Below are 5,424 nucleotides of genomic sequence, written 5' to 3'. Positions count from 1 at the left end.
TGCAGGTAGCATCAAGTATTAACGTTCCTTGATTCGGTTTGGATTCCTCTGAGACAGAGTCTGCAGTGGTTTCATTCTCTTTCTTTTCCGCATCCGGAAGTCCAGGTCCTTGTTGATCATTATGATGGTTATCGTCTTCTCTTTCTGTTTCCTTTTCAGAGGTTTTTGCCGCATGCTCAGCCAAGGCAATGCGCTCGTTGATTCGAGCTATGCGTTCTTTTTTAAAGCGTTTGCGGAATTTCACTAGGGCGACCGGAGTAAAAGGACGAGTTAATTGAAACTCTTTGAGGCCAATAAACCATTGAAGGTAAGGATTCTCCATGATCTGTTGTACCGTTTCTCGATCAGTATAGCCGCAGCGGGTTTGAATGATTAACGTACCTAACGCCATGCGGACCGGTTTGGCAACATTTCCACGGTCACTCGGAAACATGTGGGCATATTCCTTTTCATATTCATCCCAAGGGATTATATTGGCTAGTTGAACCCAACGATTTTCGGGATTCAATTTTCCCGAAAAAGGCAGGATAAAATCATCTATGGTTAGCTGGGGGCTCGGTTTACGGTACATCGTTCAACCTCCAAGTGCACGGTTTTTTTAACCGATATTAATATTTCTATGCACTAAAGATTCGACGAAAATGCTCGAAAACCCTTGCAGAATCAGGTTTTTTCCTGGTTTTTAGTACCCTTTAGCAAGCCCTAATTATAAAAAGAATCTTCTACAATTATTTATTATCTCACTTTTTATGGAAGAATCGTAGCGAACCATGTACCTGGAAATGTCGAAATTTAGTCGAATAAAAACTTTATTCTTAATTATAATGCACACCTCAGACATAAATCTTAGTGTATTCGAAAACTCAAAAGGCTTCATTTTACAATATCGCCAGCACTGGCGATTTTTTTGTTTCACCTCAAAAGTCTTCTTGTTCTATAATTTAGCGATACTAAGAGATATTTGGATGTATCGCTAGAAAGATAGTATAACATGGCCGAAACGTGGATAATTAGCACTTGACTTTTTCAAATCACCCCCAAAATCGCGATGGGAGGTTTTTAACCTACTGATTAAAAAAGGGGTGATCTTTTTATGCTATCTCTTAAATATTCTCATGTTCAGTATCAGAATTTTGTCCATTCTTTATTGTCAAAATTCTATATTGAAACCAATCAACAGATTACTATATCCACTAACTTCCCTTATATCGCTAAACTCTGGAATGCTGACCTTTCCAATATCGTAACCCTTATCCGAAGTTACTACTCTTCTTCCTATCAAGGGGCACCTCCCAAAGATGCGGTTGCCATGCTGCGCTCTCTCATTTTGATGGCTTTTAAGAGAGTTACCAGCATCTCTGACTGGGTTGATACTTTACGCTCTGACCCCTTCTTTGCTATTCTTTCCGGGTTCATTCCCGCATGTCTTGGTTCTTCAAGGATTGATGGTCTTGATGCAGACCCCATTCCCGGTATTGGTACTTTTTATGATTTTATGGATAGGCTGATCCGGAAGGACAGAGCCCTTCACAAATCCAATCTGCGTCGCTTTCGGCGTAAACCCAAGTCCAAACAGAAGAAAAATCAAAAGATGGATTCTCCTCCTACGACTCTCACTGAAAGGTTGGTTAAAAGAGTGCTCAAGTATTCCGACGCCAAACTCCCTGATTCCATTGAAGCTTCACTAAACCTCATCCTCAAAGAACTTTTTGTACTACCTTCCCTCAAAAGCGGCTTACTTGGCGACCCTCAGAAGCTTAATATTGCCGGTGACGGCACTTGTATGCCTACTCACGCTGCTCACTACGGCAAAAAGATCTGTGACTGTGTCCTTAAACCGGGTGAGTTCTGCAAATGCAAGCGTAAATTCACAGACCCCAGTGCCACCTGGGGCTGGGACAGTTACCACGAGCGTTACTTCTACGGCCATACCTTTCATGTCATTACTGCTGCCGATAGCTTCTACAGTTTACCTATCCATATTAAATGTGTTACTGGCGAGCGTCACGATTCTGTGACCGGCATTTTTGCGCTTAAAGAGGTTATCGATTTGTATCCTGAGATAAAATGCTTTTCTGCTGCTTTTGATTCTGCTTATGACAATACTTCATTTTATCTTTTGAACCAGTTTTATAACATTCATCCTGTCATTGCCCTTAACGGTCGTAATTCGAAACCTGCCTCTAAAGATGCGTTGGTTAAGTTTGATGACAACGGCATTCCTCACGGAAAAAAATGCGACCACAAACTTCGCAACTGGGGACTTATTAAAAAGTCCTATCGTAGAAAATGGCTTTTTCCCGTTCAGTGCGATTCTTGCCAAAAGTGTGAAGCTTCCAGCAACAAAACGTTTTATACTCCTACCAGTGACAATCTAAGATATTTCGGCCCCATTCTTCGTAATACCAAACAGTGGAAAAAACTCTACAAACGGCGTACTACGACTGAACGGTTTAATGATCGGATGAAATTAGACTTTAAGGTAAAAGACTCTATCATCTATACTAGAGAAAGGCGAATTGTTCGAACGTTTATGGCTGCTTTCTGCTGTTACATTGATGCTTGGAGCAATGATAAATCACTCAAAATTACGGATATATTCCCTGGAATCCGAAAACTTGCTGGATAGACCCCCAAGTTAGCTTAAGACCGGCAGAAAATGAAAATTCTCGGAGGGAGATCCAAGTGCAAAGAGAACCATTTCGCGGGAGGAGCGTTAAGCGAACGTAACGGAGCAGCGTTAAGAAGTGCCATCGGTTAACATGCAGACTATCCCGGAGGTTTGGCACTTTAGCTGTGGAGTGGAGTGAGTAGCTCCGGAGCGATGGTGAACGTGCACTTGGATCTCCCGGTGTCGTTTATCAGGTAAAGTAGGATAGATAAATCCCTACTTCTCATGTGTTAATATTAATGTTGCTGTCGCAGTAACATCTGTTTGCTATGCTTTCTTTTCTTAAACACCTGCTTTCAATGTGACTTCCTTGTTATAATCCGGTTAAATATCATTTGTTAAAAAATGTTTTTCGATAATACTCTATTCTGGTACCTCGAGTGCGGAGGTTATATACATTCCGTGAAATCGCTTCTGTCTTCAGATTCTCCTGATAGCGTTGATCTAGCTCGTTCAGCAAATCTTCACTGTAATATACCTCCTGCTTTTCCTTGAAGAATTCGGAGATCGGTTTGAAACTACGAGATGCGACTACATCAAGTGTAGATTTTGCTAATCCTACTTCCTTTTCTAAGATTGCCAATGTCTGTTGGATGATTCCAAAAATCGTATTGTCTTCCATGTAAGCCTCCTATTGAATTTAGTAAATTCAATATACAGCATAATGAAAGAAATATTATCCCGCCATTTTTGTGAAGAAAGGGCTTTATATGAGGGTTTGTGACAACTAGTCGGGATGCCGCATTTTGCGGGATAAGTGGTGTGGAAGGTCGGTCACTCAAATAATGGGTGACCTCCTATCCGATTGTTTAAATCAATATTAAATCTTTTTCTGAAAGGAATGCTTGGGAAACATGTTGAATATTGTTGAAGCGGAAGCTTCAAGCAGGAAATTAATTTATATAATAAGACTCCTGTTAATAATTCGATTTTATATTTTTTCCCAAATAATAAATAGCAGAGATGAGGTGCATTAATGATAAATCAAAAATTCCTTAGTTTTTTAACTTGGATGTTGGTTCTTGTTATCTGTTTAATAGGTTATGGGTATAGTAAAACACTAAAGCCAACTTATGAACAGTCGAATGAAATTTTGGTAAAAGGAATAGTACTTGAAGTAAAACAATCTACTGATTCTCTGATAGAAGAACAAAAACCTTATATTAAAGGGCAACAATCCGTTAAAGTTAAAATAACTGAAGGTCAGTATAAGGATCGGATTTTTGACACAGTAAAACTAAAAACTGGTTATACAGCTTATGATTTTGATGTATTTACAGGGGATAAGCTCATTCTTAATTTGGATATCGTTAATGGAGAGATAGAAGCAGTTAATATTGCTCAATTTGATCGGCAATCTACGATTAATTATTTATTTTACCTTTTTATAATTGCATTAATAGTAGTAGGAGGCTGGAGAGGTTTTAAATCAATAATTTCATTAGGATTAACAGGGGTAGCTGTAGTAAAAATACTTATTCCTGCTATCTTGGCAGGTAAAAGTCCAGTCTTCACAGCAATTATTATATCAGCGGGAGTGACTGCAGCTACATTTCTATTAGTTAGTGGCTTTAATTTTAAATCTCTGGCTGCAATATTGGGGACTGTAATGGGTACTATTATGGCCAGTGTAATTGCAGGAATTACTATTACTCAGGCAAGACTTACTGAACTCGCTACTGAAGAAGGTGCAATGCTTCTAGGAATGTCTCAAGCTAACGTGATAGATTTTAAAGGACTATTGTTAGCAGGTATTATAGTTGGAGCATTAGGGGCAATTATGGATGTGGGCATTACTGTATCCTCTACAGTGTGCGAACTAAAAACAATAAGCCCTGAATTAGGGATGTGGCAGTTAATAAAATCCGGGTTAAATGTTGGGCGTGATATTATCGGTACCATGGCAAACACTTTAATTCTTGCTTACGCAGGAGGTTCTCTTTCTTTAATTCTTATTATTATGGGTAATCAAATACCATTTGTAAAAATAGTTAATTTAGAATTATTTACGAACGAAATTGTACGTGCTTTAACTGGGAGTATAGGTTTGTTTTTTGCTATCCCATGTACAGCTTTAATTAGTGGTTTTTTATTTTCATTTAAGGCAGGTGATCGCTCCCCAAAAGGAACCAATTTAAATCTAAACAAATAAGAACCTAACGCTAAAAGGCTTAAATCATCATAAATGGGGTCCTTGATTGGTCCACTTGAGTCAAATTGCACCAAATGTTTATCACCCTTTTCGAAACCGGTTCAACGTGGCACTTATTAATTCAACTTTAAATCAATACCAAAATTAAAATCAGAAATTTTACTGGACAAAAGCTTACTGATATAATAAGGATAAATGGATTGGGTAATATTTTTTATAAGTGTAATTAACTTATTTCCGCTTTTAAGAAAAGCTTCCAGGTTAAAGGCAACAGCGTCAATTGAAAAATGTAAAGTCATCATACGAGTAAAGGTCAAACAGTGCTTGCTATGATATAATATATTATTAAACATATAAAATGCCAATACAAATAAATACAGGAGATGTTTAATTTGTATTCAGAAACAGTAATGGATCATTTTTCTAATCCGAGGAATTCTGGAAAAATGATTTCGTCGGATGGTGAAGGAATAGATGGTGATGTAAGATGCGGGGACAGTCTTACCATTTATATAAAAGTTAAGGACAATAGAATTACTGATATTCGATTTCTCGTTTTTGGTTGTGCTGCTTCAATTGCTACAAGCAGTATGACAACTGT

Annotated in this window: 5 protein-coding genes; 3 read left to right on the top strand and 2 right to left on the bottom strand. The window is 38.2% G+C overall.

Annotated features, from left to right (window positions below; all coding sequences use genetic code 11):
• Window positions 1-571, bottom strand: a 571-nt coding sequence (locus tag HPY74_19535) for a transposase (GenBank protein ID NSW92801.1), incomplete at its 3' end; no start/stop codon positions are given.
• Window positions 572-1,495: 924 nt separating this feature from the next.
• Here HPY74_19535 and HPY74_19530 point away from each other — a divergent pair.
• Window positions 1,496-2,629 (top strand): transposase, encoded by a 1,134-nt coding sequence (locus tag HPY74_19530; GenBank protein NSW92800.1) that lies wholly within the window; start codon window positions 1,496-1,498, stop codon window positions 2,627-2,629.
• Between the two features lie 373 nt (window positions 2,630-3,002).
• On the opposite strand, the gene HPY74_19525 is transcribed toward HPY74_19530, so the two are convergent.
• On the bottom strand, window positions 3,003-3,293 hold the full coding sequence (locus tag HPY74_19525) for a hypothetical protein (GenBank protein ID NSW92799.1): 291 nt from the start codon (window positions 3,291-3,293) through the stop codon (window positions 3,003-3,005).
• Between the two features lie 354 nt (window positions 3,294-3,647).
• Here HPY74_19525 and HPY74_19520 point away from each other — a divergent pair, with 354 nt between their 5' ends.
• Window positions 3,648-4,823 (top strand): YibE/F family protein, encoded by a 1,176-nt coding sequence (locus HPY74_19520; protein NSW92798.1) that lies wholly within the window; start codon window positions 3,648-3,650, stop codon window positions 4,821-4,823.
• 392 nt (window positions 4,824-5,215) lie between these two features.
• Window positions 5,216-5,424 (top strand): iron-sulfur cluster assembly scaffold protein (locus tag HPY74_19515; protein NSW92797.1); only part of this gene is annotated, 209 nt, incomplete at its 3' end.

The organism is Bacillota bacterium (assembly GCA_013314855.1).
Classification (GTDB): domain Bacteria; phylum Bacillota; class Clostridia; order Acetivibrionales; family DUMC01; genus Ch48.
The sequence above is the reverse complement of the archived record's forward strand: the minus strand, read 5'-3'. Positions and strand labels throughout refer to the sequence as shown.

What these genes read in the sequence shown, in the direction of transcription:
- HPY74_19530 (NSW92800.1), top strand. Translation starts at nt 1,496, where the DNA reads ATGGATAGGCTGATCCGGAAGGACAGAGCCCTTCACAAATCCAATCTG.
- HPY74_19525 (NSW92799.1), bottom strand. Translation starts at nt 3,293, where the DNA reads ATGGAAGACAATACGATTTTTGGAATCATCCAACAGACATTGGCAATC.
- HPY74_19520 (NSW92798.1), top strand. Translation starts at nt 3,648, where the DNA reads ATGATAAATCAAAAATTCCTTAGTTTTTTAACTTGGATGTTGGTTCTT.